The sequence below is a fragment of the Streptomyces murinus genome (genome assembly GCF_002154555.1).
GTDB classification, from domain to species: Bacteria; Actinomycetota; Actinomycetes; order Streptomycetales; family Streptomycetaceae; genus Streptomyces; species Streptomyces murinus.
Genome location: NZ_MUNF01000603.1, coordinates 1 through 15,141, shown reverse-complemented (window position 1 = coordinate 15,141; position 15,141 = coordinate 1). Strand labels below are relative to the sequence as shown.

General features: G+C 72.2%; 12 protein-coding genes and 2 pseudogenes. 7 read left to right on the top strand and 7 right to left on the bottom strand.

What is annotated here, in order from left to right:
- The 4 genes and pseudogenes from CCN72_RS40950 to CCN72_RS31050 all read right to left on the bottom strand — a co-directional run.
- Positions 1–150 (bottom strand): annotated as a pseudogene (locus tag CCN72_RS40950) (ABC transporter permease); the annotation flags it as partial.
- 37 nt (positions 151–187) lie between these two features.
- Positions 188–1,081, bottom strand: coding sequence for an ABC transporter permease (locus CCN72_RS31060; RefSeq protein ID WP_086811422.1), 894 nt, complete (start codon positions 1,079–1,081; stop codon positions 188–190).
- Between the two features lie 3 nt (positions 1,082–1,084).
- The gene (locus CCN72_RS31055; protein WP_086811420.1) at positions 1,085–2,278 is read right to left on the bottom strand and encodes an ABC transporter substrate-binding protein; all 1,194 of its coding nucleotides are present in this window, start codon (positions 2,276–2,278) and stop codon (positions 1,085–1,087) included.
- Positions 2,279–2,301: 23 nt separating this feature from the next.
- Positions 2,302–3,333 (bottom strand): ABC transporter ATP-binding protein, encoded by a 1,032-nt coding sequence (locus CCN72_RS31050; RefSeq protein WP_086811418.1) that lies wholly within the window; start codon positions 3,331–3,333, stop codon positions 2,302–2,304.
- A gap of 110 nt (positions 3,334–3,443) precedes the next feature.
- Between CCN72_RS31050 and CCN72_RS31045 the strand changes: the two genes are divergently transcribed.
- Both CCN72_RS31045 and CCN72_RS31040 read left to right on the top strand, forming a co-directional pair.
- A complete protein-coding gene (locus tag CCN72_RS31045) occupies positions 3,444–4,196 on the top strand; it encodes a FadR/GntR family transcriptional regulator (protein WP_086811424.1) in 753 nt (250 codons plus the stop codon).
- Between the two features lie 37 nt (positions 4,197–4,233).
- Positions 4,234–4,998 carry a PDC sensor domain-containing protein gene (locus CCN72_RS31040; RefSeq protein ID WP_086811416.1) on the top strand — a complete coding sequence of 255 codons (765 nt, stop codon included), beginning with the start codon at positions 4,234–4,236 and terminating at the stop codon, positions 4,996–4,998.
- A 28-nt stretch (positions 4,999–5,026) separates the two neighbouring features.
- Here CCN72_RS31040 and CCN72_RS31035 read toward each other — a convergent pair whose 3' ends face one another.
- A complete protein-coding gene (locus CCN72_RS31035; RefSeq protein WP_086811413.1) occupies positions 5,027–6,505 on the bottom strand; it encodes a glutamate-cysteine ligase family protein in 1,479 nt (492 codons plus the stop codon).
- 654 nt (positions 6,506–7,159) lie between these two features.
- Here CCN72_RS31035 and CCN72_RS31030 point away from each other — a divergent pair.
- The 4 genes from CCN72_RS31030 (at position 7,160) to CCN72_RS31015 (ending at position 12,388) form a co-directional block, all read left to right on the top strand.
- Positions 7,160–9,034: an ATP-binding cassette domain-containing protein gene (locus CCN72_RS31030; RefSeq protein ID WP_086811411.1), complete on the top strand. Its 1,875-nt coding sequence runs from the start codon at positions 7,160–7,162 to the stop codon at positions 9,032–9,034.
- Positions 9,035–9,149: 115 nt separating this feature from the next.
- The gene (locus CCN72_RS31025) at positions 9,150–9,797 is read left to right on the top strand and encodes a helix-turn-helix transcriptional regulator (protein WP_086811409.1); all 648 of its coding nucleotides are present in this window, start codon (positions 9,150–9,152) and stop codon (positions 9,795–9,797) included.
- A 56-nt stretch (positions 9,798–9,853) separates the two neighbouring features.
- Complete coding sequence (locus CCN72_RS31020; protein ID WP_086811407.1) at positions 9,854–10,828, top strand: pyridoxal-phosphate dependent enzyme; 975 nt, start codon at positions 9,854–9,856, stop codon at positions 10,826–10,828.
- Between the two features lie 108 nt (positions 10,829–10,936).
- Positions 10,937–12,388, top strand: a complete 1,452-nt coding sequence (locus CCN72_RS31015; RefSeq protein ID WP_086811405.1) for a WGR domain-containing protein — start codon at positions 10,937–10,939, stop codon at positions 12,386–12,388.
- A gap of 206 nt (positions 12,389–12,594) precedes the next feature.
- On the opposite strand, the gene CCN72_RS31010 is transcribed toward CCN72_RS31015, so the two are convergent.
- Together CCN72_RS31010 and CCN72_RS31005 are read right to left on the bottom strand one after the other, a co-directional pair.
- Positions 12,595–14,157, bottom strand: coding sequence for a glycerol-3-phosphate dehydrogenase/oxidase (locus CCN72_RS31010; protein WP_086811403.1), 1,563 nt, complete (start codon positions 14,155–14,157; stop codon positions 12,595–12,597).
- Positions 14,154–14,762 (bottom strand): TetR/AcrR family transcriptional regulator, encoded by a 609-nt coding sequence (locus CCN72_RS31005; RefSeq protein ID WP_085563445.1) that lies wholly within the window; start codon positions 14,760–14,762, stop codon positions 14,154–14,156. Before CCN72_RS31005 ends, CCN72_RS31010 begins: the two co-directional genes overlap by 4 nt.
- Before the next feature lie 144 nt (positions 14,763–14,906).
- Here CCN72_RS31005 and CCN72_RS31000 point away from each other — a divergent pair.
- Positions 14,907–15,141 (top strand): annotated as a pseudogene (locus tag CCN72_RS31000) (FAD-binding oxidoreductase); the annotation flags it as partial.

Genomic DNA, 15,141 nt, shown 5'->3' with positions numbered 1-15,141 from the left:
GCGCCCGGTCAGCCCCGGTGGCGGCCAGCTCGCGCTGCGATCCGGGTTCAGGGAGTTGACGAGGACCAGCAGCAGCGGCACGTAGATCACCGCGAAACCGAGCCCGGCGCCGATGCGCAGGGCGATGCGGGCACTGCGGGTGAGATGCACGTCGCTCATCCTCTCCGGGGTCCGGTGCGGGGGCCGGTCACAGGCTGCTCAGGGCGCCGGTGCGGCGGATCGCCAGCAGGTACAGGACGATCACGAGCACGGGGACGGTGCCGAGGGCGGCGGCCATGGGCAGGTTCAACTCGATGTTGGAGTACACGAGATTGCCGATCAGCTGCGTCTTGCCGCCGACGATCTGCACGGTGATGTAGTCGCCGAGGCTCAGCGAGAAGGTGAACACCGAGCCCGCCGCCACCGACGGCAGCACCATCGGCAGCACCACCGAACGGAAGGTGCGCCCCGCGCGGGCCCCGAGGTCAGCCGACGCGTCGAGCAGCTGCGCCGGGAGCTGTTCCAGTGCGGTGTGGAGCGGAAGGATCATGTACGGCAGCCACAGGTACGTCAGCGTGAGCACCGTGGCCGGCAGCCCGAACCCGGGGCCGCCGAGCCCCAGCGGCGCGAGCAGCCAGTCGGCGAGCCCGCCCCGGGACAGGATGAGCCGCCAGGCGTACACCTTGACCAGGTAACTCGCCCACAGCGGAGTGAGGATGGCGACCACCAGCAGCGGACGCCGGCGCGGTGGCGCCACCCGGGCGGTGTAGAAGGCGACCGGGAAGGCGATCAGCGCGCACAGCACGGTCACCGCGAGCGCGACGCCCACGCTGCGCACGATCACCTCGCGGAACACCGGTGTCGTCACCAGCTGGTGGAAGTTGTCCGTCGACCAGACCTTCACCACCTGGGAGGTGAAGGAGTCGGTGGTCCAGAACGCGGACGCGAACAGCACCGCGAGCGAGCCGAGATACAGGACGATCAGCCACAGGAGCGGCGCGGTGAGCAGCAGGGCGAGGCGCAGCCGGGGCCTGCGGTGCAGGGCCCCGGCGAGCCGCCGTACCCCCGAGGTCCGCGCCGCGGTGGTCGCTTCGCTCGCCATGGTTCAGCCCTTGATCTCGGTCCAGGCCTGCACCCACTTGGCGTACGGGACGCAACGGACGTCCGTGCGGCCGTCCAGGCACTGCTCGATGGGCGTGTTCCAGAAGGCGATCCGCTTCCAGTAGTTCTCGTCGGCCGCGTGGTAGACCGCGCAGAAGTTCCTGTCCGAAGTCTCGGCGCACGCCTTTGAGTTGGCGGGGGCTTCGCCGAAGTACTCGGCGACCTCGGCGTTGACCTTGGGGGAGACGATCCAGTTCAGCCATTTGTAGGCGCAGTTGGGATGCTTTGCCTTGCTGGAGACCATCCAGGTGTCCGACCATCCGGTCGAACCCTCCTTCGGCACCAGCGCCTTGACCTCGGCGCCCTCGGAGGCCGCGAGGTTGGCGATCACCTGCCAGGTGGTCCCGACGACCGAGTCACCGCTCTTGAATGCGGAGACCTCCTTGAGGTAGTCGCCCCAGTACTCCCCGACGTCCGTGTTCTGCTTCTTCAGCAGGGCCACGGCCGCGTCGAACTGCTTCTGGTCCAGCGCGTACGGGTCCTCGATCTTCAACTCCGGCCTGGTGGCCTTGAGATAGAGCGCCGCGTCGGCGATGTAGATCGGCGAGTCGTACGCGGTGACATGGCCCTTGTACTTCGAGGCGCCCTCGAAGACCGCGGACCAGGAGGTGGGCGCGGGCCGCACCTTCCGGGTGTTGTACATCAGCAGATTGGCGCCCCGGCCGTGCGGGATGCCGTACATCCTGCCGTTCACCGAGTTCCAGGCGCCGTTCTTCAACCCGCTGAAGACATCCTTGTAGTTGGGCACCAGGGCGGTGTTGACGGGGGCCGCGTCACCGGAGGCGATCAGGCGCAGGGAGGCGTCGCCGGAGGCGGAGACGGCGTCGTACTCGCCGGTCTTCATCAGCTTGACCATCTCGTCCGAGCTGGCCGCGACCTTGGAGTGGACCTGGCAGCCCGTCTGCTTCTCGAAGTCGCCGACCCAGTTGACCCGGGGATCGTCGGAGCCGTCCTCGACATACCCGGCCCAGGCGATCAGATCGACCTGCCCCTCGGTCCTGCCGAGTTTCGTCGGGGCCTTCAGATCGGGCGGGTTGAGGCCGGTGGCGGAGGTGGAGTGGGAGGAGTCGCAGGCGGCGGCGAGCAGCAGCGCGGCACCGGCACAGGCGGCGGTGCGCAGGGTTCGGGTCAGACGCACGGCGTTTCTCCAGGAGGTGGGGGTCAGGAGGGCAGACGGACGGCGTGCCGGCGGTGCCACTGGAGGCGCACCCGGGTGCCGCGGTAGGCGGCGACGTCCTCGGCGGAGGTCTCCAGGTTCTGCTGCACCGCGGTGAGCCGGCCGCCGCCGTCGAGGTCGACGAGGAGGCGGGTGGTGTCGCCGAGGTAGACGACATCGGCGACCAGGCCCGTGGCGGTGGTGTGTTCGGGCTCGTCCGCCGCCGCGGACTCCTTCAGGACGCGGATCTTCTCCGGGCGGATGTTGTAGGTGCCCGGGCCGCCGACGAGTCGCCGGGCCGCCTCTCCGTCCAGCAGGTTGGAGGTGCCGACGAAGGAGGCGACGAAGGGCGTCGCAGGGCGTTCGTAGATCTCCGCGGGGGTGCCGACCTGGGCGATGCGGCCCCGGTCGAAGACGGCGATCCGGTCGCTCATCGTCAGGGCCTCCTCCTGGTCGTGGGTGACGAACACGAAGGTGATCCCCACCTCCCGCTGGAGCGCCTTGAGTTCGCCCTGCATCTGCTCGCGCAGCTTCAGGTCGAGGGCGCCGAGCGGCTCGTCCAGGAGCAGCACACGGGGGCGGCCGACAAGGGCGCGGGCGAGCGCGACACGCTGCCGCTGGCCGCCGGACAACTGGGCGGGCCGCCGGGCGCCGTAGCCCTGAAGGCGCACCTCCGCGAGCGCCTCGCGGGCACGGGCGAGGCGCTGGGCCCTGGGCACCTTGCGGATCTTCAGCGCGTACGCCACGTTCTGCTCGACCGTCATGTGCGGGAAGAGCGCGTAGTCCTGGAAGACGGTGTGCACATCCCGCTCGAACGGGGCGAGCCCGGTGACCTCCTGCCCGGCCAGCTCGATCCGGCCCGCGTCGGGCGTCTCGAACCCGGCGACGAGCCGCAGCACCGTGGTCTTCCCGGAGCCGGACGGGCCGAGCATCGAGAAGAACTCGCCGTCCCGTATCTCCAGATCGACCCCCGCCACGGCGGCCGTCTCCCCGAACGACTTGCGCAGGTCGTGCAGCCGGATCGCAATTCCCTGCATGGGGGAACCTTTCTGGCGCGCGGTACGTTGACCGCAAACATATGAAGTCATAGTTCTCAACTCAAGAGCCCGTTGGGGTAAAGCTTGAGTCAACGCACGAGGTGATGCCCGTGAGGCAGGATCGGATCGACGGCGGCACCCGCAGGGCCGTGTTCAGCCCGGTGGACAACCGCGCCCGGGTGGACACCGTCGTCCGCCGCCTCGGCGACGCCATAGAGCTGGGCCTCCTCGCCGACGGTGAGCAGCTGCCGGGCGAGAGCGAACTCGCCGGGCAACTCGGCGTCTCCACCGTCACTTTGCGGGAGGCCCTCATGGCCCTGCGGCAACAGGGCCTGCTGATCACCCGCCGGGGGCGCGGCGGCGGCAGCTTCGTCGCCCTGCCCGAACTCCCCGCCGAGGAACGGCTCAGAACCCGGCTGCGCGGCTGGAGCACCGAGGAACTGCGCGACCTCGGCGACCACTGGGCCGCCCTGTCCGGCGCCGCCGCCCGGCTCGCCGCCCGGCTCGCCGCCCAGCGCACCGAACCCGAGGACCTGATCCAACTGCGCCGCACCGCAGACGAGTTGATACAGGCGCAGGATGCGGCGGCGTGCTGTCGTCTGTACGGCCGCTTCCACGTCGAACTCGCGGCCGCCGCCCAGTCCGCCCGGCTCACCCGGGAACAACTCACGCTCCAGGGCGAGGTGGGCGCGCTGCTGTGCCTTGTGCTCGCCGAGGACTCCTGTCGTGAAGAAGTTGCGGACCGGCAGCGCGGGTTGATCTCCGCCGTGCAGGATGGGGACCACGCAACGGCCGGCACGCTGGCCGAGCGGTGCGTCAGGGAACCGGTGGCCCGGCTCGTCGCCGTACGGCTCGCCCTTTGACCGCGCCGCGTCCGGTTCCCGTCCGCTGGAGGACACGATGGGCGTCAGCCCGGGGCTCGCCGCCCCCGGCACGGAGGCGGCACTGTGGGTGGCCGCGCAGGTGGGCGGCGCCCTGGAGGCCGTCTTCGCCGCGGTCGCCGCGACCCGCGCCGATACGACGGCGCTGCTCGCCCGGGTGAGTGCGAAGGGGCGCCCGGCCGTCAGCGCCGACCTCGCCGCCCTGCGCCCCGCACTCCATCAGCGCCTGACCGGCGAGGAGTTGGTCTCCGGCGCCGGTTTCGTCGCCGCCCCGGGGCTGCTCGCCGATGTGCCCGCCTGGCTGGAGTGGTGGCAGTGCGGCATCGAGGGCGACGTACGGCCGCTGCTGCTCGACCTCGACCCCGGCCGGTCGGCGTACTCCGACTACACCCACTGGGACTGGTTCGCCGGGCCCCGCGGCACCGGGCGCCGGGCGGTGGCCGGACCGTACGTCGACTACCTCTGCTCCGACGAGTACAGTCTCACCCTCTCCGAACCGGTGTATGTCCAGGGGGAGTTCGCCGGAGTGGCCGCAGCCGATGTGTATCTGCGCCACTTCGAGGCCGCCGTCCTCCCGCTGCTACGGCGCCTCGCGCGCCCCGCCCACCTGGTGAACGCCCGTGGCCGCGTCGCCGCCTCCGCGGACCCCGCGCATCTGGCCGGATCCCTCACCAGGGGACCGGACTTCGGTGAGCTGCTGCTCGGGGAGAGCCGGATCGGCATCCACGGGGGCCTGCGGCTGGTGCCGTGCCAGGGGATCCCGCTGGTCCTCGTACTGGCCTGATGCGTGCGGAAGTTGGGGCCGGAGCGCCTCAGTCGACCGGCCAGGTGTGCACCGGGGCGTTGAGGTGCATGTAGTCGATGTACAGCTCGGTCATGCGCCGCAGCGCCTCGTGCCGGGAGCAGTGGGTGGTGTCGATGAGGTGGTGGAACATCTCCTTCTGCCACACGGCGCCGTTGCGGGCCGCGACACAGCGCTGCTCGATGATGCCGAGCAGCGGCTCCCGCCAGGCCGCGTCCATCCCGGAGCGCTCCAGACCGCGGTGGGCGAGCGGCAGCAGCCTGCGCAGCACCAGTTCGGGCGCGGTCACCTCACCGGCGCCCGGCCAGTACAGCAGCGCCTCCATGCCGTACCGGGCCGCGCTGTGCAGGTTCTCCTCGGCGGCCTTGAAGGACATCCGCGACCACACCGGCCGGTCCTCCTCGACCAGCGCGCGGGTCAGCCCGTAGTAGAAGGCACCGTTGGCGAGGGTGTCGGCGACGGTCGGACCGGCGGGCAGCACCCGGTTCTCCACGCGGATGTGCGGCCGGTCCCGGGAGACGGCGTAGACGGGGCGGTTCCAGCGGTAGATCGTGCCGTTGTGCAGGGTGAGTTCACCGAGTTCGGGCACGTCACCGCGGTCCAGGGTCTCCGCCGGGTCCTGCTCGTCGCACAGCGGGAGCAGGGCGGGGAAGTAGCGCACGTTCTCCTCGAACAGATCGAAGACGCTGGTGATCCAGCGCTCCCCGAACCACACCCGGGGACGTACGCCCTGCACCTTGATCTCCTGCGGGCGGGTGTCCGTGGCCTGCTCGAACAGCGGGATCCGGGTCTCGTGCCACAGCTCCTTGCCGAACAGGAAGGGCGCGTTCGCCGCGAGCGCCACCTGGACGCCGGCGATGGCCTGCGCGGCGTTCCAGTAGCCGGCGAACTCCTCGGGGGAGACCTGGAGATGGAACTGGGTGCTGGTACAGGCGGCCTCCGGGGTGATGCTGTCCGCGTAGGTGCGCAGCCGGTCCACACCGTCCACCTCGATCCGCAGATCCTCGCCCCGGGCCGCGAAGACCTGGTCGTTGAGCAGCCGGTAGCGGGGGTTCTCGGAGAGCGTCTCCTCGCCGATGTCCTCCTGCCGCAGTGTGGGCAGGATCCCGACGGTGATCAGCCGGGCGCCGACCGTGCGGGCCCGCCCGTCGGCGTGGTCGAGCGCGGCCCGGATCTCCGACTCCCAGGCGTCCGGACCGCCCGCCGTCAGCCGCCTCGGCGGCACATTGATCTCCAGGTTGAACCGGCCCAGCTCTGTGGACCACGCCGGGTCGGAGATCGCGTCCAGCACAGCGCTGTTGCGCATGGCGGGCTCGGCGGCGTCGTCCACCAGATTCAGCTCTATCTCCAGGCCTACCTGCGGGCGCTCGGAGTCGAACCGCGCCTCCCGGAGCATCTTCGCGAACGCGTCCAGGCACTCCTGCATCTTGACCCGGTACCGGCGGCGGTCCTCGCGGGTGAACACGAGCGCCGGGACGTCACGCCCCATCGCGCCTCCAGGAATACCCCTCGTCGGACAGTCTCATCCCAATGTCGCACCATCGGTGGGGGGCCACCATGCGGCCGGCCGGGGGCTGGGCCCGGGCGAGGCCGACACCCCGCGTCGCCACAGTGCCGAGGCCGCGGCGCACCGCTCGATGACCGGACCGGGGACCGCCGAGGGCGACGAACGGCGAGGGCGGGGACGGGGGCGTCACCCGGTCGGTCCGTCTCCGGTGGACTTCGGGCGGGCGGCGACGCAAGGTCTGAACGAGATCTTCGATCGCCGCGGTCCGCCTCAGTGCGGCGCGGTACGCCTCAGCACGCCCGCGGCACGTCCCCTGTGTGCCGCAGCGCCCCAGACCGGCCCCCGCCCCATCGCCGAGATATCGGCGATGTATCGGCGGTGGGTCGACCCGGGGCGGGGAACGTTTAATCCAATGCGCTCGGGTAGTTCCCCGCCCCGTCCTGCCTCCCCGTCGCGGCGTTTCGGCCACGCCCGTCGACGCAAGGGCCCTTGTGCGGCTGCGGTCGTGCGTTCGAGACCCCCGGATCACGGGCCGCCTCTTCGTCCGGAATCGAGCGCGTTCGAATCGCCCCCTCCTCGTTGAGCCTGGCACCACCGGACCACCCGGGTGCGGTGCCGAACCGAGGAGGGACGCAGGTGACCGACGCCTCGACCGAAAGCCCCCCGACCCCACCACCGGCCACGATCGGCTACGAGGGGGAGTCGGGCAAGAACCCGCTGGAAGGGGCCGGTTTCCGCGCCATGTGCGGCCGGCTGCCCTCGGTGCTCGGCCGGACCGCGCGCATGGCCTGGGCGGTGGACCGTACCGGTGTCGTCCTGCTGCTCGGGTGCCAGCTCGTCACCGGCGTCGCCGCCGCCCTCGTCCTGACCGCCACCTCGCGGGCCATGACCCACATCCTCGGCCTGGGCCCGGTGTCCGAACGCCTGCACGGAGCGCTGCCCGCCCTCGCCGTCGTCACCGCGGCCGCCGCCACCGGCCGGATCAGCTCGGCCCTCGCCTCCTACGCCGACGGCCGGATCACCCCGCGCCTGGTCACCGAGGCCGATGTGGCACTGGTCTCCGCCGTCTGCCGGGTGGAGGCGGCGGCCTACGGCGAGGACGGCTTCGCCGACCGGCAGGAGGCCGCGGAGGTCGGCGTCACCCGCACCACCACCATGGTCAAGGACGCCCAGCGGTTCATGGCCGCCCTGGTCCGCATGATCGCCGCCGGCGGTGTGATCACCGCACTGCACTGGCTGATGCTGCCGCTCCTGCTGCTGGCGGTGCTGCCCGCCGGCCTCGGGGCGGTGCTCTCGGCCCGCGTCGACTACGAGACCCACTACCTCAATCTCGCCGACCGCAACGTACGCGGCATGATGCGCTGGTGGGCCGCGTACTCCCGGCACGGCGACGAGGTCCGCGCGAACGGGATGACCGGCTACCTCGTCTACTGGTACCGCGCGCTGTCCGAGCGGATCGACCGGCGCATCCTCGACGCCGCGCCCCGTATGCTCCGCATCGTCCTCGCGACCTCCGCGCTCGGCGGTCTGTTCCTGCTCGGCACCTGGGCCGCCCTCGCCTGGCTCGCGATGACCGGGCGGGTGGCGCTGCCGGTCGCCGCCACCGCGGTCGTCGCCGTGCAGACCACGCTCGGCGCGCTGACCCAGTTCGTGCAGAACGGCGCCGCGATGTTCCACACCTCCCTCTACCTCGCCGACATGCGCGCCTTCCTCGACCTGGCCGCCGAACGCGCCCCGCGGCGCGGGGAGTCGAACATCGCGGAGGAGGTCGAGGAGATCCGCCTGGAGGAGGTCACCCACCGCTACCACGGCAAGGAGGAGCCCGCCGTGGACGGCGTCTCCCTCACCCTGCGCCGCGGCGAGATCCTCGCGATCGTCGGCGAGAACGGCTCCGGCAAGTCCACGCTGACCAGGCTGATCACCGGCATCCTCCTGCCGGACAAGGGCAGTGTCCGGTGGGACGGCATCGATCTGGCGGGCGCCCGGCCCGAGTCCGTCTGGTCGCGCACCGCGCTCGTACCGCAGAACTTCGCCTGCTGGCCGCTGCGCACCCGGGAGAACGTCACCCTCGGCCAGCCGCGCACCCACGACGACGAGCCGGTGTGGGAGGCGGTGGCGGCCGTCGGCATGCGCGAGGCGATCGAGGGCCTGCCGCACGGGCTCGACACGCTGCTCGCACGGGAGATCTACGGCGGCGTCGAGCTGTCCGGCGGCCAGTGGCAGCGACTGGCCTGCGCCCGCGCGCTGTACCGCCGTACGCCCCTGCTCATCCTGGACGAACCCACCTCGCAGATGGACCCGCGCGGTGAGCACCGCATCTTCCTGGAGATCAAGCGGATCGCCGCCCGGCGGATGACCATCGTGGTCACCCACCAGCTGGAGAACACCCGCTTCGCCGACCGGATCATCGTGATGCGCCAGGGCCGCATCGTGGAGCAGGGGCGTTACGACGAACTCGTGGCGGGCGGCGGGCTGTTCGCGGAACTCGTCGCCCTGGCCAAGGACCGCTGACGTGCCGCCCGGCCGGTCCCGCCGGTACTCCCTGGACAGCGGCCGACCGATCGCTTAGCCTCATTGTCCAGAAATAGATTTTAAGGCCAACGAGCCTCAGGGGAGGGGTCGGCCGATGGACAGCGGGGCGGCGGACGAGCATCTCCTCCAGGAGGCCGAGAAGATCGCCGTCGCCCTGGGGCGGATGTTCCCGGGCCTGTGCGAGGTGGTCCTGCACGACCTGCGGGACCCTGACCGCTCGATCCGCGCCATCGAGAACAACCTGTCGGGCCGTCAGATGGGCGACCCCGCGACCGAGTTGGGTCTGAGCCGCATCGCCGACCCCGCCTTCCCCGATGTCGTCCAGAACTACCCCAACCGCTTCCCCGACGGCCGCCCGGCCAAGAGCACCTCCATCGGCATCAAGAACGCCGAGGGGCGGTACATCGCCGCGCTCTGCCTCAACCTCGACGTCTCCGTGCTGTCTCCCGTGGCGCTCACTCTGGCGAATCTCGTGGCCACCGACAGCGGACACGGCGAGGCGCCCCTGGAGACACTGCGCGACCGCCACGCACGCGAACTGCGCCGGGCGGTGGAGGAGTTCTCCGCCGAGCGCGGCGCCCCGCCCCGCTCGCTGAGCCGCACGGACAAGAAGGCGCTCGTGCAACAGCTCAACCGGGACGGCTACTTCGAGTCCCGCGACGCCGCACGGACCATCGCCGACCTCCTCGGGGTGTCCCGGGCGACCGTCTACAACTACGCGAAACCGCCGTCGGATCCGTGAGGAGCCCGGCCGTAGCAGCAGCATACGAACACCCGGTACAGAAAGAGGACTTCGCCATGTCCGGCGCCGCCGACCTGCCCGTGACCCTCGACGACATCCGCGCGGCCGCCGCGCGCATCGAGGGCTTCACCCACCGCACCCCGGTCCTCACCTCGCGCACCCTCGACGAACGGGTGGGCGCGCGGGTGTTCATCAAGTGCGAGAACCTCCAGCGGATGGGCGCCTTCAAGATCCGCGGCGCCTACAACGCCATCGCCGGGCTGCCGCCCGAGGAACGCGCCAAGGGTGTCGCCGCGTTCTCCTCCGGCAACCACGCCCAGGCCACCGCCCTCGCCGCCCGCGAACTGGGCACCAGCGCCGTCATCCTGATGCCCGAGGACGCCCCGCGCTCCAAGATGGAGGCCACCGCCGGGTACGGCGCCGAGATCGTCACCTACGACCGCTACACCGAGGACCGCGTCGCGCTCGGCACCGCCCTCGCGAAGGAGCGGGGCCTGACCCTGATCCCGCCGTACGACCACCCGGACGTCATCGCGGGCCAGGGCACGGCCACCCTCGAACTCCTCGAAGAGACCGGCCCGTTGGACGCCCTGCTGGTGCCGATCGGCGGCGGTGGGCTGATCGCGGGCAGCGCCGTCGCGGCCAAGGGACTGCACCGGGACATCCGGGTCATCGGGGTGGAACCGGAGGGCAGCGACGACACCAAGCGGTCCCTGGAGAGCGGCACCCGGGTGGCCGTCCCCGTGCCCCGCACCATCGCCGACGGCCAGGCGGTCGCCGTCCCGGGCGAGTTGACCTTCGCCGTCAACCGGCACCTGGTCGACTCCGTCGCGCTGGTCGGCGACCCGGAGATCCTCGATGCCATGCGCTTCGCCTTCGACCGGCTGAAGACCGTCTTCGAACCCAGCGGCGCCACCGGCCTGGCCGCCCTCCTCGCCGGGCGCGTCGAAGCCCTCCCGCCCCGCGTCGGCGTCATCGCCTCGGGCGGCAATATCGACACCCGCCGGTTCGCGGAACTGCTCGGCGGCTGAGCGGTGCGGGCGCCTCGCCGTCCGGTCGATTGTCAGTGCCCCCTCCTACGGTGTGATCAGTGAGGACCTGCGGGACGGCCGGAGGTCCGCTGTGGGGAGGGGTGTGCCATGTCTGCGGTGTCCGCGGCGGAGACGACGTATCTGGAGCTGTCGCAGGAGGGCGGGGGCGCGCACAAGTTCTACGAGGTGAGCGTCGACGGACTGATGGTGACGGTGCGGTACGGCCGGATCGGCGCCGGTGGCCAGACGCAGACCAGTACCTTCCCGACCGTGGAGAAGGCGCGGGCCGCCGCGGCGAAGAAGGTGGGCGAGAAGGTCCGCAAGGGGTACGCCCCCGCGGTGCAGGGCGGCCGCGCCCCACGGCCGGTGACCCGGCGCCAGGTCAGCTCGGCCCCCTCCACCGCCCGCGCCGTGGCACCGGTGCTGTGGCGGTTCCGCACCGGCTCGGCGGCGTTCGGCATCCATGTGGACGACGACCACTGCTGGGTCGGCAACCAGGCGGGCGATGTCTACACCCTGGACCACGAGGGCGCCGTACTGGCCCGCTTCGGACTGCCGGACGGCGTGAAGTGCCTGGTCGCCGACGACTTCTGGATCTACGCGGGCTGTGACGACGGCAAGGTGTACGACCTGTCCTCCAAGCTGCCCTTCGCCGCGTACGACATCAACGCCGATGTCGACATCTTCTGGCTGGACATCCACGAGGGCGTGCTCAACGTCTCCGACCGCGCGGGCCGGCTCACCGTCATCGACCATGAGGACGAGCACCAGTGGGCCCGCCGCAGCCAGGGCGAGCACGCCTGGATGGTGCGTGCCGACGACCGCGCCGTCTACCACGGCCATCACCAGGGCGTCACCGCCTACCGGCCCGACGGCGGCGGCGAGTTGTGGCACACCCGCACCCGTGGTGGGGTGCTGTTCGGCTGGCAGGAGGACGACGCGGTGTACGCGGGCACCGGGCACCGGGTGGTGCAGCGGCTGTCGAAGGCGACCGGCGCGATCGAGGCGACGTACGCCTGCGACAGCGCGGTGTACTCCTGCGCCACCTCGCCGGGCGGCCGGTTCGTGTTCGCCGGGGACGCGGCCTCGTCCGTCTACTGCTTCGACCGCGACGGCACCCGGCTGTGGAAGCTCGGCACGGGCAGCGGCTCGGCGCTGTCGATGCAGTACCGCGACGAGCGGCTGTACCTGGTGACCACGGACGGCTCCCTGGTGTGCGTGGACGCGAGCGAGATCGCCATCGGCGCGGCCCAGCAGGGCTCGGTGCCGGTCGTCCGCGACGTCAAACTTGCCGCCGCGCTCCCGGCGTACGCCCCGGCCACCGCCGTCGAGGCCGTCGCCACCGTGGCCCAGGCCCCGGCCGGCTCGGTCGTCGTCGAGTGCGTCCAGGAATCCGGCCGCCTCCGGGTCCACGTCATCTCCGGCGGCTACGACACCTCCTGGAACGTCCAGTTCCCCCGCGCGATACGCGTCCCGGGCGCCCGCTACGTCGTGGACGCCCTGCACCCGGCGGCGGGGGGCTTCTACCGGGTGCGGGGGGACATCCGGCGGCTGGTGTGAGGCCCCGCGCGGGGACTCGGCCGCACTTCGACGCTCAGGAGCGTGACCCGACCGCGCCCGCGGAGCGCCGCGATCGGCAGCCCTTGTCAGCGGCCGAGATCACCCGCCACCTCCGGAGCCCGCCTCGGCGGCGCGCCCTCGGGCAGGCGCGCGCCCCGGCCCGGCCGCCGGCCGGCAACACGACCGCCACCCACGGACGTGCCCCCTCAGCCCAGCACCCCCTCCGTCACCACCTCCCGCGCCACCGCCAGCGCCGCCTCCCGGTCCTCCGGGACCAGGCCGATGCGGGTGCGGCGGTCCAGCAGGTCGGACTCGTCCAGGGCGCCCTCGTGCCGGGCCGCCCACACGAGTTCGGCGCGGGTGACCGGATGGCCGGGCAGCACGGGCGCGGCGAGGGCGGGGTCCTCGGTGGCGAGGGCGTGGACGGCGAGGGCCTCCGTGCCGTAGCGGCGGACCAGACGGCTGGGCACCGGCAGGGCCCGCAGCCGCTCGGGCGCGGCGGCACCGACCAGCGGCAGGTCCGCGGTGGGGGACGGGGGCACGGCGAGCCCCTTGGCCGCCACGGCGGCGTCCACGGCGTCCTGGGCCATCCGGCGGTACGTGGTGAGCTTGCCGCCGACCACCGTGGTCACTCCGTCCGCCGAGGTCAGCACCGCGTGCCGGCGCGAGATGTCGGAGGTGCGGGTCCCCGCGTCGCCCCCCGACATGTCCAGCAGGGGCCGCAGCCCGGCGAACGCGCCGACGACCTCGTCCCGGGCGACCGGCACGTCCAGCGCCGAGCCGAGCACATCCAGCAGGAAGCCGATGTCCGTCTCGGGCACCTCCGGCACATCGGGGATGCCCCCCTCGACCGGCTCGTCGGTCAGGCCGACGTACACCCGGCCGTCCCCCTGGGGCAGCACCAGCACAAAGCGATTGGTCTCGCCCGGGATCGGGATGTGCAGACCGGCCGGCAGCTCCCCGAGCCGCTCCGAGCGCAGCACCAGATGGGTGCCGCGCGAGGGCCGGATCCGGATCCCGTCGACCAGGCCGCCCGCCCACACCCCGGCGGCGTTGATCACCACGCGGGCCCTGATCTCGCCCTCCTCACCGGTGAGTTCGTCACGGACCCGGGCGCCGCCACCGGTCAGCTCCAGCACCCGGACCCGGGTCAGCACCCGCGCCCCGCGCGCCGCCGCCGTCCGGGCCAGCGCGGTCACCAGCCGGGCGTCGTCGGTGACCCGCCCGTCCCAGGACAACAGCCCACCGCGCAGCCCGGCCCCGCGCACCGCGGGCGCGAGATGCCGTGCCTCCGTCGCCGACAGCCGGCGCGGCGCGGGCAGCACCTGGCGGGGAGTGCGCGCGGCCAGCCGCAGCATGTCACCGGCCCGCAGTCCGGCCCAGGCGAGGGACGCCTGAGCTGTCGAGACCATCGGCGTCAGCGGCAGCACGAACGGCTGCGCGCAGACCAGGTGCGGGGCGGTACGGGTCATCAGCACCCCCCGCTCCACCGCGCTCTCGTGCGCCACCTCGAACTGCGCGGACGCCAGATAGCGCAGCCCGCCGTGGATCAGCTTGGAGCTCCAGCGCGAGGTGCCGAAGGCCAGGTCCTGGGCGTCCACCGCGACGACGTCCAGCCCGCGGGTCGCCGCGTCCAGGGCGACCCCGGCCCCGGTGGCGCCGAGCCCGACGACCAGCACGTCGGCCACCTGCCCCGCCGCCTCGGTCAGTTCCCGGGTACGCCGGGCCGCGCTGAGGGACGAGCCGGGTATCGCCTCGGTGTGACTCATGGCCTGAGGATCCTCTCCAGGAGGGTGCGCAGCTCGCCGAGGAAGGCGGCGGAGTCCAGCTCCGGATCGTCCTCGTCGGTCATCGTGCGCAGAGACAGGGTGAAGGACTGCACCGTCAACAGCAGGGCACGCGCCTGCCGTTCGGTGTGTGCGCGGCGCACGGAGCCGTCCTCGTGGCCCTCGCGCAGGCTCTCGGTCAGCAGCGCGAGCAGCGCCAGCTGGCTCGCCCCGCGCCGGTCGAGCACATAGGGGAGCAGCAGCTCCGGATCGACGTCGACGATCTTGTGGAACAGCGGGTGCGCCCGGAACGCCTCGACGCCCGCCACCAGCCCCTCCACCATCCTGGTGCGCGTGTCGAGGCCGGGCGCGGGCGCGGGGATCGCCCGGGTGGCCACGTCGATCCACTCACGGGTCATCAGATCGCCCACCAGGGTCCGCAGATCCGGCCAGCGCCGGTACAGGGTCATCCGGGAGACACCGGCGCGGCGGGCCACGTCGGCCAGGGTCGTGCGGCGGACCCCGACGGCCAGTACGCAGTCGCGCACCGCGTCGAGGATCGGATCGCTCTCCGTGTCTTCCGTACCGTTGTGACGAATAGGCGTCATGTGTAACAGTGTAACGCCCCGGGCCGGGCGGAAACCAGCGGACCGTCGCCGTGCGGCGAGCCCGTAGGGCCCGTCGTAGGGCCCGTCGTACGGCCGCCCGGCACCGCCCGGACCGAGCCACCGACCTGTGAGGACGACCGTTCAATGGACATGCTGTGGAACGGCTGGGGCGACCCGGCCAAGGCGGCACCGCTGCCCGACTCGGTGACCGGGCTGCTGCGCGACCTGCTCGGCGTCAAGCCGCGCAGCACCCCCGCGCTCGCCCTGGACGACCTCGACCTGCCCGCCCCCACGGCCGGCCCCGCCGCCCTCGCGGCGGGGCCGGCCGTGGGGGCGGGCAGGTCGAGGTCGTCCAGGGCGAGCGCGGGGGTGCCTGTCT